The following is a 16,195-nucleotide window of genomic DNA, read 5'->3' on the forward strand; positions in this document are numbered from 1 at the left end:
ACAGGGGCTCGGACCAAGAACAGAGGATCGGGTCCGGAGCAGGGATCAGATCTCGTACACCGCGCCGGCCCGGGCCAGCTCCACCGGGCCGGCGTACGCGGCGGCGGCGTCGCGGCGGTTGCGCTCGGCGTCGGTCCACGGCGGGATGTGGGTGAGCACGAGCCGGTGCGCCCCGGCGGCGGCCGCGTGCTCACCGGCCTCCCGGCCGTTGAGGTGGACGGCCCGGTAGGTGTCGCGGCCGTCCAGGTAGGCGGCCTCGCAGAGGAACAGGTCGGCGTCCCGGGCGAGTTCGACCAGCTCGGGGCTCTCGCCGGTGTCACCGGAGTAGACCAGCGAGCGGCCGTCGTGCTCCAGCCGGAAGGCGAAGGCGTCCACCGGGTGGTTGACCTGCGCGACGGAGACCCGGAACGGGCCGAGCCCGAAGCTGCCCGGAGTGAGCGTGCGGAACTCGAACACCTCCTTCATCCCGGGGTTCTCCGGCATGTCGTACGCCCGGGCGAGCCGCTCGGCGGTGCCGGCCGGGCCGTACACCGGGAGCAGGTCGGGGCAGCCCTCGGCGCGGTAGTTGCGGGCGACCCAGTAGGCGCACAGGTCGACGCAGTGGTCCGCGTGCAGGTGGCTGAGCAGGACGGCGTCGACCTCGTAGAGGCCGGTGTACTTCTGCAGCGCGCCGAGCGCGCCGTTGCCGAGGTCCAGCACCACGCGGTAGCCGTCGGCCTCGACCAGGTAGCTGGAGCACGGCGAGTCGGCGGACGGGAAGCTCCCCGAGCACCCCACCACGGTCAGTTTCATCCGAGCCCCTCCGCCCCGACACGTCCTGGCTGCTGTTGGCGTACGACATGGAAACAGCATGGAAAACAAGCATGGAAAACGGCAGGCCGGGCCGGTGGACCGGCCGGTAGCACTGCGTTGGTGTGTCGAGGGTAAGGGCGGAGCAGCACTTTGCCCCCGTCCCCGTGCCGGGCTGTGGCTGGAATCACCCAGACCGCCGGGGCGGGGGCCGCGGCGCCGGATCAGCGGTGCCGGGGGCGGTTGCGGGCCCAGGTGCGGATGGTCGCGGGGTACCAGCGGGGGTGTCCGCTGCCGTCGATCACGTCGGGGTCGGGCAGCAGTCCGTGCCGCCGGTAGTTGCGGACGGTCTCGGGCTGGACGTTGATGTGCCGGGCGATCTCGGCGTACGACCACAGTGCGTCGCTGTTCACGAAGGCACCTCCGGGGGGACGGGGGCGGACGTTCGTGGGGCAGCCTTTCCGGACGGCACCGGGACGCAGGCCGCAGAACGGGCGTCGTGGCGGATCCGTGACGAACCGGGAGCAACCTACGGACAAATGCTCAACTGTCACGGCCGCCACGGTGGTGGCGTTCACCGGCGGCCCGGTACGGTTCGCGGCATGACTGGCATCTGGATCGTTCTCCTGCTGGCGGGCGTCGCCGTGCTGGCCGCCGTCGCGGCGGCGCTGGTCAGGCGCACCCGCCCCGCGTCCCGCCCGGCCGCCCCGACCCGCCCGCGGCCGCGCCCGCGCACCGGGGCCGGGCCGGAGCCGCAGGAGATCTGGTGGGCCGAGGTGCCGTTCGAGGACGGCCCGGGCGCCAAGGACCGCCCCTGCCTGGTGCTGCGGGTGCACGGCCGGACCGCCACCGTCGCGAAGATCACCAGCAAGCACCACGCCGAGCGCCCGGGCGTGCTGCCGCTGCCGCCCGGTTCGGTGGGCGACCGGCAGGGCCGGGCCAGCTGGCTGGAGACCGACGAGCTGCGCGAGGTGCCGCTGTCGGCCTTCCGCCGCCGGGCCGGCACCGTGGACCGCCAGGTCTGGTCCCGGGCCCAGCGGGCGGTGTCGAACCAGGGGCGCTAGGGCATCAGGCCCAGAGCTGGCCCTGCAAGGCCTCGACCGCGGCCTCGGTGGACTCGGCGGTGTAGATGCCGGTGGAGAGGTACTTCCAGCCGCCGTCCGCGACCACGAACACGACGTCCGCGCGCTCCCCGGCGGCCGCCGCCTTGCGGCCGACGCCGATCGCGGCGTGCAGGATGGCGCCGGTGGACACGCCCGCGAAGATGCCCTCCTGCTGGAGGAGTTCGCGGGTGCGGCGGACGGCGTCGGCGGAGCCGACCGAGAAGCGGGTGGTGAGCACCTCGGCGTCGTACAGCTCGGGGACGAAGCCCTCGTCGAGGTTGCGCAGCCCGTACACCAGGTCGTCGTAGCGCGGTTCGGCGGCGACGATCCGTACGCCGGGGACCTTCTCGCGCAGGTAGCGGCCGACGCCCATCAGGGTGCCGGTGGTGCCGAGGCCGGCCACGAAGTGGGTGACGGTGGGGAGGTCGGCGAGGATCTCGGGGCCGGTGGTGGCGTAGTGGGCGCCCGCGTTGTCGGGGTTGCCGTACTGGTAGAGCATGACCCAGTCGGGGTGCTCGGCGGCGATCTCCTTGGCGATCCGGACGGCGGTGTTGGAGCCGCCGGCGGCCGGGGAGGGGATGATCTCGGCGCCCCACATCCGGAGCAGTTCGCGCCGTTCCTCGCTGGTGTTCTCGGGCATCACGCAGACCATCCGGTAGCCCTTGAGCTTGGCGGCCATGGCGAGCGAGATGCCGGTGTTGCCGCTGGTGGGCTCCAGGATCGTGCAGCCGGGGGTGAGCCGGCCGTCGGCCTCGGCGCGCTCGATCATGTGCAGCGCCGGGCGGTCCTTGATGGAGCCGGTGGGGTTGCGGTCCTCCAGCTTGGCCCAGAGGGTCACCAGGCCGTCGTCGTTGCCGGGGACGGCGGCGGACAGCCGGGGCAGGCGGACCAGGGGGGTGTTGCCGACGGCTTCGAGCGGACTGTCGTATCGCAAGGGAGGCCTCCGGCCACGGCGGTGAGGGTGAAGAGGGGCGGTTCCCCCGACCCCGGCCCCGGCCCCGTCACGGGCGGGGACGGTGCCGGGGGAACCGGGAGGTCAGCGGGCGCCGCCGGCCACGGCGGGCAGGATGGTGACGCTGTCGCCGTCGGCGAGGGCGGTGGAGATGCCCTCCAGGAACCGGACGTCCTCGTCGTTCAGGTAGACGTTGACGAAGCGGCGCAGCTCGCCGCCGTCGACCAGGCGGGCGGCGATGCCCGGGTGGCGGGCGTCGAGGTCGGTGAAGAGTTCCGCGAGGTTGCTGCCGTTGCCCTCGACGGCCTTGGCGCCGTCGGTGTAGGTGCGGAGGATGGTCGGGATGCGGACCTCGATGGCCATGGGTGCGCTCCTGTGCGAGTCGTGTGGGGTGGGTGGGCCGCAACGGTCGCGGCGGGGCGGAGGGTGCCCGGGGCTCGACGCCGCCGGGGAGGCGGCGGGGCCCGGGTGGGGCGGGGCGGCTCTCAGCGCGAGCGCGCGGGCGTGCCGGGACAGATCGCGCCGGCGTGCCGGCACAGGTCGATGTGCAGGCGCGCCACGAGGCGGGTGCCCGGGGCCTGGTTGCTCACATCGACGGAACGCATGGGCTCATCGTATAGATTCCCGGGCCCGCTCCGACATGCCCGTCCCGCGATCCGGATGCTTTCGTTTCCGATGCTGAGATTCCTCCGGGACGCCAGGGGCCCGCCGACCGCGGGGGGCGGGTCGGCGGGCCGGGTCCGGGTGGGCGCCGGTCAGGCCGGGTGGGCCTCGACGACCTGGACGTCTTCCTCCGTGATCTCGCCGTCCACGATGCGGAACGAGCGGAACTGGTAGGGGTCGTCCTCGGCGGCTCCCTCGGCGGTGGAGACGAGGACGTAGTGGGCGAACGGCTCGGAGGCGTAGCTCACGTCGGTGCGGGAGGGGTAGGCCTCGGTGGCGGTGTGCGAGTGGTAGACGATCACCGGCTCCTCGTCCAGGTCGTCCATCTCGCGGTAGAGCTTGAGCAGGTCGCCCGAGTCGAACTCGTAGAAGGTGGGCGAGCGGGCCGCGTTGAGCATCGGGATGAACCGCTCGGGCCGGCCGCTGCCGGCCGGGCCGGCGACCACGCCGCAGGCCTCGTCCGGGTGGTCGGCGCGGGCGTGGGCCACGATCCGGTCGCGGATCTCTCGGGTGATGGTCAGCATGTCGGTCAGGATGCCACGCCCTACCGGATGTCCGCCGGGGCGTCCGAGGCCCGGTCGCCGGGTGTCCGCCACCCGGTCGCGGGCCCGCGGACGCCCGGCCGCGCCGGGGGTGTCAGCCGCCGTTGCGGGCGTGCAGGTGGTCGTGCGCGGTGCCGTGGACGGACTCCGGGTTGCGGCGCTTGAGCACCTGGTAGCCGATCACCAGCACCAGCGCCCAGCCGGGGAAGACGTACAGCGAGATCCGGTTGTCGGCGTCCAGGGCGATCAGCACCACGACCATGGCCAGGAAGGCGAGGGCGGCCCAGCTGACCCAGGCGCCGCCGGGGGCCTTGAAGGTGGGCGGCGGCAGGTGGCCGGCCTGCCAGGCCTTGCGGTAGCGGATCTGGGAGATCAGGATCATCGCCCAGGTCCACAGCCCGCAGACCGTGGCGACCGAGGTGATGTACTCGAACGCCCGTGCCGGGACGAGGTAGTTGAGGACCACGCCGGCGCCCATCAGCACACAGGAGATGGTGATCGCGAAGGCCGGGGTGCGGCGGCTGTTGAGCTTGGTGAGCTGCCCGGGGGCCTGGCCGCGCAGGGCGAGGTCGCGCAGCATCCGGCCGGTGGAGTACATCCCGGAGTTGCAGGAGGAGAGCGCCGCGGTGAGCACCACGAAGTTGATGATGCCGGCCGCGGCCGGGATGCCGATCTTGCCGAAGGCGGCGACGAACGGGCTGACGCCGGGCTGGAACTCCCGCCACGGCACCAGCGAGAGGATGACCACCAGGGCGCCGATGTAGAACAGCGCGATGCGCCAGGGCAGGGTGTTGATGGCGCGCGGCAGGGTCTTCTCGGGGTTCTCGCTCTCGCCCGCGGTGACGCCGACGAGTTCGACGCCCAGGTAGGCGAACATGACGATCTGCAGGGTCATCACGGTGGCGCCGATGCCCTTGGGGAAGAAGCCGCCGTCCTGCCACAGGTGGGTGATCGACGCGGTGTCACCGGCCTTGCTGAACCCGAGGGTGAGCACGCCGATGCCGATCAGGATCATGCCGATGATGGCGGTGACCTTGACCATGGAGAACCAGAACTCGATCTCGCCGAACAGCTTCACCGAGATCAGGTTGGCCGCGTAGAGGATGACCAGGAAGGTCAACGCGCTGGCCCACTGCGGGATGCCGGGCGCCCAGAACTTGACGTACACCGCGGCCGCGGTGGTCTCGGCCATGCCGGTGACGACCCAGAACAGCCAGTACGTCCAGCCGGTGACGTAGCCGGCGAAGGGGCCGAGGAACTCCCGGGCGTACTCGGCGAAACTGCCGGAGACCGGGCGGTAGGTGAGGAGTTCGCCGAGGGCGCGCATGATCGCGAAGATCACCAGGCCGGCCACGGCGTAGGAGAGGATCAGGCTCGGCCCGGACTTGGAGATCGCGGTGCCGGCGCCGAGGAAGAGGCCGGTGCCGATCGCGCCGCCGATCGCGATCATCTGGATCTGGCGGCTGCCGAGCCCCCGCTCGTAGCCCTCTTCGTCCGGTTTCCCGTCGACCACCTGGTCGTAGATCTGCTCGGCCATGGTCACCGTCCTGATGGGTCTCGTTTGTGGGGAGAAGTCGTACCACGCCCGATCCGGCTACCGGTGTTCATCTGAGCGATATTTGAGCATGTCCTGCTAGGTTTTGCCCGATTTATGCGAAAATACCCCGGCCGATCGTCCACATGCTGGACGGAACGGCCGGGGCTTGCCCGAAAGCGGGCAGGATCGCCGGACGAAGCGGAGGAAACCGCTCCACCGTCAGTCGGCGATCGCCTCCAGCAGCGACTCCTGGAGCGCCCCGAGCCACAGGTAGGCCATCACCAGCGGCTTGCGCTCGTCGCCGTCCGGCAGCCCGTAGAGGCCCTGCTCGTCCTCCTCGGTGATCTCCAGCCGCGCCCCGAGGGTCAGCCGCAGGTCGTTGAGCGCGCCCAGCCAGCGCAGGCAGTCGGGGGCCGGCAGCTTGAGCACCCCGCCGCCGCCCAGGCCGTCCAGCGACCGGACCACCTGGAGCGCGTCGTCCCGCTTGCGGGCCCGCAGGTCGAGCTCGGTGTAGCGGCGGAACTCGGCCGAGGCGGCCTGCGCCTCGGTGTCGGCCGGCGCGGCCGGGTCGCCGTAGGCGTCCGGGAACAGCCGGGCCAGCGCCGGGTCCGCGGGCGCCTCGCTCGGCCCCTCGGCGAACAGCGCCGCCAGCGGGTCGTCGCTCTCCCCGCCCGGGCCGGGGCCGATCAGCTCCAGCATCTGCACTTCCAGCGAGCGCAGGATGGAGGCCTCCACCTCGTCCAGCGCGATCGCCGCGCCACCATCGCCGGTGCTCTCGAACAACCCAGCCATCTGTATCGGTCAGCCCGTCTTCGTCGTCTTCGGCCGCACCGCCGGGGAGGCGGGCGGTCAGTCGGTCGCCCGGTCGGTCGTGCGCCGGAGGGGGGGTCAGTCGTGCTGCAGCGTCGCCCACAGGCCGTAGCCGTGCATCGCCTGGACGTCCCGCTCCATCTCCTCGCGGGAGCCGCTGGAGACCACCGCCCGACCCTTGCTGTGCACGTCCATCATCAGCTTCCGGGCCTTGTCCTTCGGGTAGCCGAAGTAGGCCTGGAAGACGTACTGGACGTAGCTCATGAGGTTGACCGGGTCGTTGTGCACGATGGTCACCCAGGGCGTGTCCGGCTCCGTCACCGGCTGTCCTTCGACCTCCGGGCGCTCGATCTCCACGGGCGCGACACTCACCGGCAGGCCTCCTCGTTGCACACTCGTCCGTGACTTCTCACGCCCCATGCTGCCATCCGGGGGACACCCGGGCGATTCCGCCCCGGGTCACGTCGAGAGAAATCGTCACTCTGACGCTAAGTGGTAGTAGCATCATCCTCATGGACGCCACATCAGTGCGCGCGGCCGGTTCGACCGCGCTGCTCACCGACCGCTACGAGCTCACCATGCTGCAGGCCGCCCTGCGCAGCGGGGCCGCGCACCGCCGCTCCGTCTTCGAGGCATTCACCCGACGCCTCCCCAGCGGCCGCCGCTACGGCGTGATGGCCGGCACCGGCCGGGTGCTGGACGCCGTCGAGAACTTCCGCTTCGACACCGCCCAGCTGGACTGGCTGTCCGAGCAGGGCGTGGTGGACGAGGACACCCTGCGGTTCCTGGCCGACTACCGCTTCCGCGGCGACATCCACGGCTACCCCGAGGGCGAGGTCTACTTCCCCGGCTCCCCCGTGCTCACCGTCGAGGGCAGCTTCGCCGAGACGGTGATCCTGGAGACGGTGATCCTGTCGATCCTCAACTTCGACTCCGCCGTCGCGGCCGCCGCCTCCCGGATGACCGCCGCGGCCGGCGGCCGGCCGGTGATCGAACTGGGCGCCCGCCGGGCCCACGAGCAGGCCGCCGTCGCCGCTGCCCGGGCCGCCTACGTGGCCGGCTTCGCCGCCACCTCCGACCTGGAGGCCGGCTACCGGTACGGCATCCCCACCACCGGCACCTCCGCGCACGCCTTCACCCTGGTGCACGACAGCGAACGGGACGCCTTCCGGGCCCAGATCGAGTCGATGGGCCGGGGCACCACCCTGCTGATCGACACCTTCGACCTGCACGAGGCCGTCCGCACCGCCGTCGAGGTGGCCGGGCCCGAACTCGGCGCCGTCCGGATCGACTCCGGCGACCTCATCCTGGCCGCCCACCGGGTCCGCCGTCAGCTCGACGAACTCGGCGCCGAGAAGACCCGGATCATCGTCACCTCGGACCTGGACGAGTACGCCATCGCCGCCCTCGCCGCCGCCCCGGTGGACGGCTACGGCGTCGGCACCAGCCTGGTCACCGGCAGCGGCCACCCGACCTGCGCCATGGTCTACAAGCTGGTCGCCCGCGCCGAGACCCCGGACGGCCCGCTCGTCCCGGTCGCCAAGCGCGCGGCCGGCGGCAAGACCAGCGTCGGCGGCCGCAAGTGGGCCGCCCGCCGACCCGATGCCGAGGGCGTCGCCGAGGCCGAGGTGGTCGGCACCGGGCCGATCCCCGAGGAACTGCGGCCCCACCTCGTCCAGGTGCCGCTGGTCCTGGCCGGCGAGACCGTCGGCCGCGAGCCGCTGACCGCCGCCCGCGACCGGCACGTCCGGGCCCGGGCCGCACTGCCGCTGTCGGCCACCCAGCTGTCCAAGGGGGACCCGGTCATCCCCACCGAGCTGATCGACTGACCGGCGGTCCGGTCGGCCGACTGGCCGACTGGCCGACTGGCCGACTGGCCGACTGGCCAGCTGACCGGCTGGCCGACCTGCCGACAGACCTGCCGACTCCTGGGGAGCGTCGCGGACGGCCGCGCGGACCGGCCGGGGGCCACCGGGCCCGAAGACGGGCCCCAAGCCTTCCGCCGCCGCGCGCCACTCCCTAGAGTCAGCCGTAGAGTTCCCCTGGAGTTCCTCCCCGGCCGTCCGGCGTTCGCGAGGGACCCGCCACCGGGGCGCACCCGCCCCCCACATCCGAGGATGCGAGCCATGCACCGGGCACTGATCGTCGTCGACGTGCAGAACGACTTCTGCGAGGGCGGCAGCCTGGCCGTCACGGGCGGCGCCGAGGTGGCCGCCGCCATCACCGACCTGATCGCCGAGTCCTCCGCCGGCTACCAGCACATCCTCGCCACCCGGGACCACCACATCGACCCGGGCGGGCACTTCTCCGCCGAGCCGGACTACGACTCCAGCTGGCCGGTGCACTGCGTGGCCGGGACCGAAGGCGTGGGCTTCCACCCCAACTTCGCCCCCTCGGTGATCTCCGGCGCGGTCGAGGCGGTCTTCGACAAGGGCGCCTACTCGGCGGCCTACAGCGGCTTCGAGGGGCTGGACGAGAACAACCGCGGCCCGGTGGAGTGGCTGCGCGAACGGCAGGTCGACGAGATCGACGTGGTCGGCATCGCCACCGACCACTGCGTCCGGGCCACCGCCCTGGACGCCGCCCGGGCCGGCTTCACCACCCGGGTGCTGCTCGACCTCACCGCCGGGGTGGCGCCGGAGACCACCGCCGCCGCGCTGGAGGAACTGCGGGCGGCCGGGGTCGAGCTGGTCGGCGCGCCGGTGGTCCGGCCGGCCTGAGCCGGGCGTGGCCTCGGCCCGAACCGGCGTGAGCCCGGCCCGCTGAACCCGACCCGCTGAACCCGACCCGCTGAGCCCGGCCCGCGCCCGGTCGGTGCGGTCGGTGCTCAGACCACCATCAGCTCCACCACGTCCGTCCCGCCCGCCCGGTAGGCCTCGCGCAGCTCGCCGCCGACCGCCTCCGGGTCCGCGGCCAGCCGGGCGCCGGAGACGTACACCACCCGGATCCCCAGGTACTCCATCCGGTGCTGGCCGCCGCGCACCCAGGCGGCCTCGCCCTCGCTGACGCAGCGCAGGTCCGAGTCCACCTCCACCGCGACGCCCTGCTCCGGCCAGTAGAGGTCCGGGACACCGATGTAGGTGCCGCCGCGCATCCGCAGCTCCGGGGCGACCAGCGGGGCGGGCAGCAGCCATTCGTCCACCAGCCGGTCGACCTGCTCCAGTACGAAGTCCCGCTCGGCGGCCAGGAGTTCGTCCAGCGCGGCCCGCACCCGGGGCTCCCCGGTCAGCCCCGACTCGACCAGCTCGGCGGCCAACTCCCGTACCGTGCAGCGGTTCTCCGGGCGGGCGACGGCCTCCCGGAGCACCTCGCGCACCGGCACCGGGGCGTCCACCGGGAGCCCGTCCGCCGTCCACTCGGCCAGCGCGTCGGCGACCGCCCGGGCCACCGGCGCGCAGGCCAGCCCGTGCACCGAGCGGGCCACCAACTCCCGTTCGGTGCGCCGGATCCGCACTTCGCCGGCGTCCTTGAGCCGACGCTGGCGGGGCACCAGGACGTCCACCCCGGTCACCGCGGGCAGCCGGGGCACGGCGGCGAAGCCGTACAGCGCCAGCGCGGCCGCCCCGGTGATCACCGCACCCTCCCGGCGGCCCTCCTCCCGGCCGTTCTGCGCCGCGTACAGCAGCGCGGCCCACATCCGCTGCTCCGGGGTGGGCTCGCCGGACTGGAGCAGGTAGACCCTGGGCAGCAGCCGCTGCCAGGGGCCGCCGTGGCGGCAGTGCTCGGTGATGACCCGGGCCGGCACGCCCCGGGCGCGCAGCTGGCTCGCGGTGACGACGTTCTGCTGACGCTTCGCCAGCTCCTCCAGGGACGGCGGCGGCGAGGGGATCCGGTAGCTCATGCGCGCCCCTCGACGAATCGCTCACTACGTTCGTTCATGCGCCCACCATCCCCAACCGCCACGCCCCCCGTGCCACTGCCTGACGCACTGTTACTCAACCGTCGCGAAACCGGGATCAGCCTGCACTAAAGTCCTCATACCCTCACTCATTTGGAGTAAATGACGTTCATATGGCTATCGGGTTTGATCGAAAACGATCGCCGACCTGGTCGTCTGACCCAGAGTGATCAAGGGCATACGGCGAGGGACCCCCGGGGCGTCAAACGCGCTTCCGGAATTGCCTAGGCTTACGTCATGTCACGTGACGAGACCGCCGGCCTCCGCGCGGCCCAGCTCCGCCTCGGCCGTCTGCCCGGGTACGTCCGCCGCCCGGATCCGGCCCGCCGCAGCGGCGAGAAGGGCCATACGTACAAGAAGGGCTGGGAGGTCCGCTTCACCGCCCGGAGCGAGGCCGAGATAGCAGAGATCCGCGACCTCGTGGTCGCCGCCGGGTTCGCCCCGGCCAGACCCTTCTTCAAGGGCCACCAGCTCATCCAGCCGGTCTACGGCATGGCCGCCGTCCAGGCCTACCTGGCCGCTAGACAGGCGGCCGAGGAACACGCCGAACGGGCCGAACTCGGGCGCCGACGACGCGCGGCGGGGGCGCGCACGGGCGCGACGCACGCCGGAGGGGCGCACGCCGCCGGGCAGCACGCCGTCGGCCATGCGGCGAACGGGCATCCGGCAGGCGGACACCAGGCGAACGGCCACCTCGCCAACAGCCACCCGGCGAACGGACACCAGGCCAACGGACACCAGACCAATGGGCATCCGGCCAACGGGTTTCCGGCGGGCGCACACGCCACAGCCGGTCACCCCTCGGCCGCACAGGCCACCGCAGCGCCCGGCACCCACCGGTGCGAGCGCGAGGAGGCCGCCGCCGGAGCCGCGGCAGCAGCCGCGGCAGCGGCCGCGACGGCCGCCCAGCTGGCCCGGCGCCGGGCCGTCGAGTCCTTCCCCGCCCAGGTCGAACGCGGCAACACCGCAGACGACCTGATCGCCCCCACGGAGGCCCGGCCGACCCCCTGACCGGGCGGCACCTCCCCGCCCCGATCCGCGCCCCGGTCGCCGCAGGCCGCCGGGGCGCTTTCGACGCACCCGCCGCCACCCGGCCCGGCGCAACCCCCGTCGTGAGCGCGGTTGCGCAGACGGTTGTGCGGCCCCGGCTTCGCGCCCTGGGCGTGGACGCCGGACCCGGCAGGCCCTACGGTGGCACCTCAACTGCCGTGCGACCCCTGCCGTCCCACACCCCCTGACCAGCTGCGACACGCTCGCACCCGCGCCCCCGCACCACTGTGCAGCACTCCCCCGGCCGGGCCCCGGCGGCCCCGGTCGACCCACCACCGGCCCTCGATCGGCCCTTCACCGGCCTCCACCGGCAGTACCGCCGCCGCGCCGCACCGCCCGTCACCGGAACCGGACGCGCCGCAGCGGGTTCCAGGCATTCCATCGGATTGGTCACCCAGCGCACCGAGGGCCTACCGTAGAGTGAGCACAGATGATCGACCGCCAGAAACCCATCTCCCCTTCCGAGAAGACGAGATGACCAACCGTCACACGAGCGCCGCCGAGCCACCCCCGGGGCCCGGCGAACCGGAGGACGTACCGCTGGAGTTCGCGGCCTTCTGCGAACTCCACCGCCCCCGGTACCTCAGCTACGCCCGGGTGTGGCTGACCGAGCACGCCGACGCGGCCACCGCCGTCCAACAGGCGTTCGCCGAAATCGCCGTCCAGTGGCGGGAGTTGCTCACCAGCCCCAACCCGACCGCGCTCGCCTGGCAGATCCTGCGCGGCACCGTCGCCGAACACACCCCGCAGGAGATCCCCGTCCCCGACCGCCACCCCGCCGACGACGACCTGGCGATCCTGCACTACGTCGTCGGCCTCGCCGCCCCCGAGATCGCCGACGTCATCGGCACCGACACCGCCAGCGTCGCCGGCCGGCTCCGGCGCACCATGCTCCGCGAGGCCTCCGGCTGGTGAACCGCGGCGACCGGGGTCAGACCCGCTCGCCCGTCACGTCGAACAGGTGGTGCACCGGGTCGTGGATCAGGTAGCGGGCGAAGGACCCGACGGTGAAGCGCGCCCCGTCGCTGCGGCTCCCGGTCCGCCCCCACTGCTCCCCCGACACCGCCCCGAACGCCGCCGCCAACGCCGCCGCGGCCTCCGCCAGCTCCCCGGCCACCACCTGCGGCCGCTGCTCCCGGTAGCGCTCGGCGACCGCGGTCTCGTCCTGGTCCCAGTTCGGGAAGAGCGGGCCTTCCTGGTCGAGCATCAGGTCCAGCCGGACCAGGAACAGCCGGAAGACGTCCCGGACGTGGCAGGCGTACTCCAGGTCCGACCACACCTCCGGAGCCGGCCGACGGCGCAGCCCGTCCTCGTCCCCCGCCAGCACCGCCAGCCAGGCCTCGGCGTTCGCCCGGACCATCGCGGCGACCTCCGTCGGGGCCACCGCCGGAGTGTCCAACCCGCAGTCGGGGCAGGCGCGTTCGAGCACCCAGGTCCAGTCCTTGGCGTCGGGGACGATCGCGTCCGGGGCGCTGGGGGCGGGGGCGCCCGGGGCAGGGGAGCCCGGGGCGGAGGTGCCCGGGGCGGAGGTGCTGGCGTCGACGGGGTTCGCGAGGTGCTGGTCAGGAGTGCTCATGGGCCCAGCATGGCCGCCCCGCACCGCGCCCCACCAGCGCCAAGGCCGCCAGCGACCGCCGAAATGCTGCCAGGCCCGCACCCGTCCGATCGGCGCCCGTCCGAGCAACGCTCGTCCGAGCGGCGCACGGCACGATCAGCCCCGGCGCGATCAGTCCCCGGCCCGCTCGTACTCCAGCCGGGCCGCCAGCAGGCTGCCCAGGTTCTCCCGGCTCCACTCGCACACCGCGTCCATCGGCCCCAGCAGCGTCCGCCCCAACGGCGTCAGCGCGTACTCGACCCGCGGCGGATTCTCCGCGTACTCGGTCCGGACCACCGCGCCGTCCTGCTCCATCGAACGCAGCGACTCCGCCAGCACCTTCGCCGTGATGCCCGCCAACGGCACCCGCAGCTCCGAGAACCGGCGCGGCCCGCCCTCCAGGCAACGGATGATCCGCCAGGCCCACTTGCGGCTGCCCAGCACCGGCACCGACTGCACCGGGCAGTCGGCCGGGAAGAAGTCCGCCGGCAACGGCGCCGGCCCGGTCTGCGTCATGCCCCGACCGTACCGGCCGGACCGGCTCCGCGGCAGGCCGGCACCGGCCGTCGGAGCCGGTTCCGTTGAAGTAACCGGCACCCCCCGGTCTACCGTCACGGCATCGACGGGCCACCCCGCCCGCCACCGACCGAACCGACCCGACGGAGGCCCCCATGACCACCACCACGCCCCGGCAGCAGCACCGCGCGGACGTCATCGTCTACGGCGCGGGCGGGCAGGTCGGCCGCGCCGTGATCACCGAGGCCCGCCGCCGCGGCCTCACCGTCACCGCCGCCGTCCGCGACCCCGAGCGCCACGCCGACCTCGCCGACCTCGCCGACCTCGCCGGCGGGGGCGTCACCCTGGTGCGCTGCGACGTCACCGACCCGGCCGCCGTCGCCGCCACCGCCCCCGGACACCCCGCCGCCGTCAGCTCCGTCTACACCCCCGACACCCCGTCCACCGAGTTCTACCGCGCAGCCACCAGCGCCCTCGTCGACGGCCTCGGCCGCGCCGGCGTCCCGCGACTGCTGAGCATCGGCATCGCCACCACCCTGCAGACCGCCCCCGGCGTCGCCGTCCACGACGACCCCGCCTTCCCCGACGCCTACCGCACCTTCTCCCTCGGCCACTCCGCCGCCCTCGACCTGCTCCACGACTCCCCCGCCACCCTCGACTGGGTCGTCGTCACCCCGCCCATGGACCTCGACCGCACCGCCCCCGGCACCGGCCGCTACCGGATCGGCGGCCCCCACGTCCTCGGCCCCCGGATCGCCCAGGCCGACCTCGCCCTCGCCATCGTCGACGAACTCACCACCCCCACCCACCACCGGCAGCAGATCGCCGTCGCCGCATAGGCCCCGCACCGAAAATCCCGGCACGAACCGGCCCCACCGGGCATCCTGGGCACCATGGCCACGGACCTCTCAGCCCTCGCGGTGAAACCCACCCTGCACGGCCCCACCATCCGCCTCGTCCCCCTGGCGGCCCGGCACACCGACCCGCTGTGGGCGCACTGCACCGACCAGGAGACCAACCGCCTCACCGGCACCCGCACCGCCTTCACCCGCGACCAGATCGCCCAGTGGTGCGCCACCCGCGCCGACCACCCCGACCGGCTCGACCTCGCCGTCGAGGACCCGACCACCGGCCGCTTCCTCGGCGACACCGCCCTCACCAACGTCGACCCGGACAACAACTCCGCCGACTACCGGATCGCCCTCACCCCCGACAGCCTCGGCCGCGGCATCGGCACCGAGACCACCGTCCTGGTCCTCCGCCACGTTTTCGCCACCGTCGGCCTCCACCGCGTCCACCTCGACGTCTTCGAGTACAACGAACGCGCCGCCCGCGCCTACACCAAGGCCGGCTTCGTCCTCGAAGGCCGCGCCCGCCAGGCCCACCACTGGGACGACCGCTACTGGGACGTCCTCCACATGGCCGCCCTACGCGACGACTGGCTCAACACTCACTGACCGCCCCCACCGTACGGCGCCCCCTCAACCCCCCGCCGCCCCCGCCGCCGCAGCACCACCGCGGCCACCACCGCCACCGCCACCACCACACCGACCGCACCGGCGCCTACCACCAGCCCGCTGCCGCTGCTGCCACCTGACGTGGCCTCGGGTACGGCCGAGGGTTGGCCCGTCGCGTCGCTCTCGTCATCGCTCGGTGGCGCGCCCAACGACTCGGGCCGGTTCACGAGCGGGTTCTCCTTCGGCCCGTCGTCCACTGCCGGATTCGGCTCCAGCGCCCTCCCCGGGGCGACGACCCCGTAGCCGTAGTGGACATTGGGCACGACTGTCCCATCCGGCGGGGGAGTGGCCGACTTGATCATCCTGTTGATCACCTGCCCGGCGGACAGGTTCGGGTACTTGGACCGAATGAGAGCCGCGGTAGCGGAGACGTAGGCAGTGGAGTCGGACGTACCGTTCCCAATCGCATAGCTCGTCAGGGATTTCGCCGAAGCACGGTAGATCTCCACACCGGGTGCGAGGAGCGTGAGTTCGGGACCGGGCTTGGAACTGCCCCACACCACCCCCTTGGCGTCCGCCGCCCCGACGGCCACCACTCCGGGAAAGGCGGCCGGATAGTTGACGCTCAGGTCCGCGACGCTGTTGCCGGCTCCCCCGACCAGTACGGCGTCCTTCGACACCGCGTACTCCACCGCTTTCCGGGCCTGAGAGTCGAAGTGGAACGGTCCCCCGACGGACATATTGATGACCGTCGCACCGTGGTCCACCGCGAAACGAATCGCCGCCGCCAGATCGTTCTGCTCCGGCACAGGACCGCCGTCGCTCGTTCTCACCTTCACCGGCAGGATCTTCGCCTTGGGAGCCAGCCCCATCACTCCGGCCTGGGTACCGTGCCCGTGCCCCGCGATGAGACTCGCCATCCCGGTACCGTGACCGTCCGTGTCAGTACGCCCGTCCGACTTGGCGCCGGAGAAATCAGCCCCGGGAAGCACCTGCCCAGTCAGGTCCTGGTGCTCCGAGTTCACCCCGCTGTCGATCACCGCAACGACGACGCCCTCGCCCTGACTCACCGGCCAGACCTTCGTCTCGGCCTCGAAGGTCCTGAGAGCCCATTGCTTGTCCCTGACCTCATCGGCCAGAGCCGCTGGCGCAGCGACGGCCCAGACCAACGCCCCGGCCGCAAGGACCGCCGTACCACGTGCCAGCGAGCGGCTCGTCAACCCCGGTCACCCCACTCAACGAGGCATCCCGCAGATCACCGACCTGCGGGATGCGATCAGATCA

The 16,195-nt window shown here is 72.9% G+C and carries 20 protein-coding genes; 7 read left to right on the plus strand and 13 right to left on the minus strand.

From position 1 onward, the window contains the following. Window positions 1-45: 45 nt before the first annotated feature. Together ACFV8H_RS22605 and ACFV8H_RS22610 are read right to left on the minus strand one after the other, a co-directional pair. Window positions 46-792, minus strand: coding sequence for an MBL fold metallo-hydrolase (locus ACFV8H_RS22605; RefSeq protein ID WP_380402763.1), 747 nt, complete (start codon window positions 790-792; stop codon window positions 46-48). A 221-nt stretch (window positions 793-1,013) separates the two neighbouring features. Next, window positions 1,014-1,202 (minus strand): MerR family transcriptional regulator, encoded by a 189-nt coding sequence (locus ACFV8H_RS22610; protein WP_375883096.1) that lies wholly within the window; start codon window positions 1,200-1,202, stop codon window positions 1,014-1,016. A gap of 189 nt (window positions 1,203-1,391) precedes the next feature. Here ACFV8H_RS22610 and ACFV8H_RS22615 point away from each other — a divergent pair, with 189 nt between their 5' ends. Beyond that, the gene (locus ACFV8H_RS22615; RefSeq protein WP_375883093.1) at window positions 1,392-1,853 is read left to right on the plus strand and encodes a type II toxin-antitoxin system PemK/MazF family toxin; all 462 of its coding nucleotides are present in this window, start codon (window positions 1,392-1,394) and stop codon (window positions 1,851-1,853) included. A gap of 4 nt (window positions 1,854-1,857) precedes the next feature. On the opposite strand, the gene ACFV8H_RS22620 is transcribed toward ACFV8H_RS22615, so the two are convergent. The 7 genes from ACFV8H_RS22620 to clpS form a co-directional block, all read right to left on the minus strand. Further along, window positions 1,858-2,826, minus strand: a complete 969-nt coding sequence (locus ACFV8H_RS22620; protein WP_375883090.1) for a PLP-dependent cysteine synthase family protein — start codon at window positions 2,824-2,826, stop codon at window positions 1,858-1,860. Between the two features lie 102 nt (window positions 2,827-2,928). Further along, window positions 2,929-3,207, minus strand: coding sequence for a MoaD/ThiS family protein (locus tag ACFV8H_RS22625; RefSeq protein ID WP_097237732.1), 279 nt, complete (start codon window positions 3,205-3,207; stop codon window positions 2,929-2,931). Between the two features lie 122 nt (window positions 3,208-3,329). Continuing rightward, window positions 3,330-3,449, minus strand: a complete 120-nt coding sequence (locus tag ACFV8H_RS22630) for a putative leader peptide (protein WP_317621128.1) — start codon at window positions 3,447-3,449, stop codon at window positions 3,330-3,332. Window positions 3,450-3,599: 150 nt separating this feature from the next. Continuing rightward, window positions 3,600-4,031 carry a Mov34/MPN/PAD-1 family protein gene (locus tag ACFV8H_RS22635; protein ID WP_380402769.1) on the minus strand — a complete coding sequence of 144 codons (432 nt, stop codon included), beginning with the start codon at window positions 4,029-4,031 and terminating at the stop codon, window positions 3,600-3,602. 112 nt (window positions 4,032-4,143) lie between these two features. Then, entirely contained in the window at window positions 4,144-5,586 is a 1,443-nt protein-coding gene (locus ACFV8H_RS22640; protein ID WP_380402772.1) for an amino acid permease, read from the minus strand. A gap of 219 nt (window positions 5,587-5,805) precedes the next feature. Next, window positions 5,806-6,378 (minus strand): DUF2017 domain-containing protein, encoded by a 573-nt coding sequence (locus ACFV8H_RS22645; protein WP_375883081.1) that lies wholly within the window; start codon window positions 6,376-6,378, stop codon window positions 5,806-5,808. A gap of 96 nt (window positions 6,379-6,474) precedes the next feature. Next, the gene (gene clpS, locus ACFV8H_RS22650) at window positions 6,475-6,768 is read right to left on the minus strand and encodes an ATP-dependent Clp protease adapter ClpS (RefSeq protein WP_375883078.1); all 294 of its coding nucleotides are present in this window, start codon (window positions 6,766-6,768) and stop codon (window positions 6,475-6,477) included. Window positions 6,769-6,908: 140 nt separating this feature from the next. Between clpS and ACFV8H_RS22655 the strand changes: the two genes are divergently transcribed. Both ACFV8H_RS22655 and ACFV8H_RS22660 read left to right on the plus strand, forming a co-directional pair. After that, window positions 6,909-8,225, plus strand: coding sequence for a nicotinate phosphoribosyltransferase (locus tag ACFV8H_RS22655; RefSeq protein WP_380402776.1), 1,317 nt, complete (start codon window positions 6,909-6,911; stop codon window positions 8,223-8,225). 297 nt (window positions 8,226-8,522) lie between these two features. Further along, window positions 8,523-9,116 carry an isochorismatase family protein gene (locus ACFV8H_RS22660; protein WP_380402779.1) on the plus strand — a complete coding sequence of 198 codons (594 nt, stop codon included), beginning with the start codon at window positions 8,523-8,525 and terminating at the stop codon, window positions 9,114-9,116. Window positions 9,117-9,223: 107 nt separating this feature from the next. Here the strand turns inward: ACFV8H_RS22660 and ACFV8H_RS22665 are convergent, their stop codons facing one another. Further along, window positions 9,224-10,237, minus strand: a complete 1,014-nt coding sequence (locus tag ACFV8H_RS22665) for a hypothetical protein (protein WP_380402781.1) — start codon at window positions 10,235-10,237, stop codon at window positions 9,224-9,226. Window positions 10,238-10,531: 294 nt separating this feature from the next. Here ACFV8H_RS22665 and ACFV8H_RS22670 point away from each other — a divergent pair, with 294 nt between their 5' ends. Then, on the plus strand, window positions 10,532-11,305 hold the full coding sequence (locus ACFV8H_RS22670; protein WP_380402784.1) for a hypothetical protein: 774 nt from the start codon (window positions 10,532-10,534) through the stop codon (window positions 11,303-11,305). Between the two features lie 513 nt (window positions 11,306-11,818). Then, window positions 11,819-12,259 carry a hypothetical protein gene (locus ACFV8H_RS22675; RefSeq protein WP_380402786.1) on the plus strand — a complete coding sequence of 147 codons (441 nt, stop codon included), beginning with the start codon at window positions 11,819-11,821 and terminating at the stop codon, window positions 12,257-12,259. A gap of 16 nt (window positions 12,260-12,275) precedes the next feature. Here ACFV8H_RS22675 and ACFV8H_RS22680 read toward each other — a convergent pair whose 3' ends face one another. Beyond that, window positions 12,276-12,920 (minus strand): DinB family protein, encoded by a 645-nt coding sequence (locus tag ACFV8H_RS22680; protein WP_380402789.1) that lies wholly within the window; start codon window positions 12,918-12,920, stop codon window positions 12,276-12,278. A gap of 150 nt (window positions 12,921-13,070) precedes the next feature. Beyond that, entirely contained in the window at window positions 13,071-13,454 is a 384-nt protein-coding gene (locus ACFV8H_RS22685) for a winged helix-turn-helix transcriptional regulator (protein WP_380402792.1), read from the minus strand. 155 nt (window positions 13,455-13,609) lie between these two features. On the opposite strand from ACFV8H_RS22685, the gene ACFV8H_RS22690 reads away from it, so the two are divergent. Together ACFV8H_RS22690 and ACFV8H_RS22695 are read left to right on the plus strand one after the other, a co-directional pair. After that, a complete protein-coding gene (locus ACFV8H_RS22690) occupies window positions 13,610-14,293 on the plus strand; it encodes an NAD(P)-dependent oxidoreductase (protein WP_380402795.1) in 684 nt (227 codons plus the stop codon). Between the two features lie 54 nt (window positions 14,294-14,347). Continuing rightward, the gene (locus ACFV8H_RS22695) at window positions 14,348-14,911 is read left to right on the plus strand and encodes a GNAT family N-acetyltransferase (RefSeq protein ID WP_380402798.1); all 564 of its coding nucleotides are present in this window, start codon (window positions 14,348-14,350) and stop codon (window positions 14,909-14,911) included. Here ACFV8H_RS22695 and mycP read toward each other — a convergent pair. Further along, window positions 14,905-16,131 carry a type VII secretion-associated serine protease mycosin gene (mycP, locus tag ACFV8H_RS22700; RefSeq protein WP_380402801.1) on the minus strand — a complete coding sequence of 409 codons (1,227 nt, stop codon included), beginning with the start codon at window positions 16,129-16,131 and terminating at the stop codon, window positions 14,905-14,907. The genes ACFV8H_RS22695 and mycP overlap by 7 nt on opposite strands. Window positions 16,132-16,195 lie beyond the last annotated feature (64 nt).

This window comes from Kitasatospora sp. NPDC059827 (assembly GCF_042731675.1).
Taxonomy (GTDB): Bacteria; Actinomycetota; Actinomycetes; order Streptomycetales; family Streptomycetaceae; genus Kitasatospora.

What these genes read in the sequence shown, in the direction of transcription:
- ACFV8H_RS22660 (WP_380402779.1), top strand. Translation starts at nt 8,523, where the DNA reads ATGCACCGGGCACTGATCGTCGTCGACGTGCAGAACGACTTCTGCGAG.
- ACFV8H_RS22615 (WP_375883093.1), top strand. Translation starts at nt 1,392, where the DNA reads ATGACTGGCATCTGGATCGTTCTCCTGCTGGCGGGCGTCGCCGTGCTG.
- ACFV8H_RS22680 (WP_380402789.1), bottom strand. Translation starts at nt 12,920, where the DNA reads ATGAGCACTCCTGACCAGCACCTCGCGAACCCCGTCGACGCCAGCACC.
- ACFV8H_RS22645 (WP_375883081.1), bottom strand. Translation starts at nt 6,378, where the DNA reads ATGGCTGGGTTGTTCGAGAGCACCGGCGATGGTGGCGCGGCGATCGCG.
- ACFV8H_RS22675 (WP_380402786.1), top strand. Translation starts at nt 11,819, where the DNA reads ATGACCAACCGTCACACGAGCGCCGCCGAGCCACCCCCGGGGCCCGGC.
- ACFV8H_RS22655 (WP_380402776.1), top strand. Translation starts at nt 6,909, where the DNA reads ATGGACGCCACATCAGTGCGCGCGGCCGGTTCGACCGCGCTGCTCACC.
- ACFV8H_RS22690 (WP_380402795.1), top strand. Translation starts at nt 13,610, where the DNA reads ATGACCACCACCACGCCCCGGCAGCAGCACCGCGCGGACGTCATCGTC.
- ACFV8H_RS22625 (WP_097237732.1), bottom strand. Translation starts at nt 3,207, where the DNA reads ATGGCCATCGAGGTCCGCATCCCGACCATCCTCCGCACCTACACCGAC.
- ACFV8H_RS22685 (WP_380402792.1), bottom strand. Translation starts at nt 13,454, where the DNA reads ATGACGCAGACCGGGCCGGCGCCGTTGCCGGCGGACTTCTTCCCGGCC.
- ACFV8H_RS22630 (WP_317621128.1), bottom strand. Translation starts at nt 3,449, where the DNA reads ATGCGTTCCGTCGATGTGAGCAACCAGGCCCCGGGCACCCGCCTCGTG.
- ACFV8H_RS22640 (WP_380402772.1), bottom strand. Translation starts at nt 5,586, where the DNA reads ATGGCCGAGCAGATCTACGACCAGGTGGTCGACGGGAAACCGGACGAA.
- ACFV8H_RS22695 (WP_380402798.1), top strand. Translation starts at nt 14,348, where the DNA reads ATGGCCACGGACCTCTCAGCCCTCGCGGTGAAACCCACCCTGCACGGC.
- ACFV8H_RS22665 (WP_380402781.1), bottom strand. Translation starts at nt 10,237, where the DNA reads ATGAGCTACCGGATCCCCTCGCCGCCGCCGTCCCTGGAGGAGCTGGCG.
- ACFV8H_RS22605 (WP_380402763.1), bottom strand. Translation starts at nt 792, where the DNA reads ATGAAACTGACCGTGGTGGGGTGCTCGGGGAGCTTCCCGTCCGCCGAC.
- ACFV8H_RS22635 (WP_380402769.1), bottom strand. Translation starts at nt 4,031, where the DNA reads ATGCTGACCATCACCCGAGAGATCCGCGACCGGATCGTGGCCCACGCC.
- ACFV8H_RS22670 (WP_380402784.1), top strand. Translation starts at nt 10,532, where the DNA reads ATGTCACGTGACGAGACCGCCGGCCTCCGCGCGGCCCAGCTCCGCCTC.